This is a genomic window from Desulfovibrio psychrotolerans, from assembly GCF_013340305.1.
Classification (GTDB): Bacteria; Desulfobacterota; Desulfovibrionia; order Desulfovibrionales; family Desulfovibrionaceae; genus Halodesulfovibrio; species Halodesulfovibrio psychrotolerans.
Map to the genome: position 1 here is coordinate 1 of NZ_BLVP01000024.1, position 630 is coordinate 630.

Genomic DNA, 630 nt, shown 5'->3' on the forward strand with positions numbered 1-630 from the left:
AATCTTCACAAGGTCGCGGTCCATGATCCCCGCCTCTTTCTGCGCCATATCCAGCGTCCCGGCATCAACACGGCGGTGCACATCCTGCTGGATTGCTCGGGCTCCATGCGCAAACGCATCGACCTTGCCGTACAGGCCACCTATGCGGTTGCCAAGGCGCTGGAACAGACCGGCATCAACGTGGGCGTCACCGCCTTTCCGGCAGAGTATACCGAACACACCATGTGGAACTCGGTAAAGCCTCTCGTCCGCCATGGCCAGAAGATGCACACACATTTCAGCATGGCGGCAGGAGGACAGACCCCCCTCGGCCCGGCCCTGTGGTGGGTGCTGCAACAGATGCTCCCCCTGCCGGAATCCCGCAAGCTCATCCTGATCATGACCGATGGCGAGCCCGACTGCCATCAAGCAACAGCCGACGCCATGCACACGGCTGCCCGTATCGGTGTGGAGCTCTACGGCATCGGCATCATGTCGGCTGCAGTCCAAGGTCTGCTCCCGCATACCAGCACAGCCATAGGGGAGTTGCCCGAGCTCGCTCCCGCCATGTTCGGCCTGCTGCGCACAGCGCTTCTTCCCCGTCCCCTGTAATCCGGCTGCCCGTCACTGGCGGCTGGTTCCCATACCCCC

1 protein-coding gene is annotated in these 630 nt (G+C 62.9%); it reads left to right on the forward strand.

Annotated features, from left to right (window positions below):
- On the forward strand, positions 1–591 hold a 591-nt coding region (locus HUV26_RS13515), incomplete at its 5' end, for a VWA domain-containing protein (protein WP_174410672.1).
- Between the last annotated feature and the right edge of the window lie 39 nt (positions 592–630).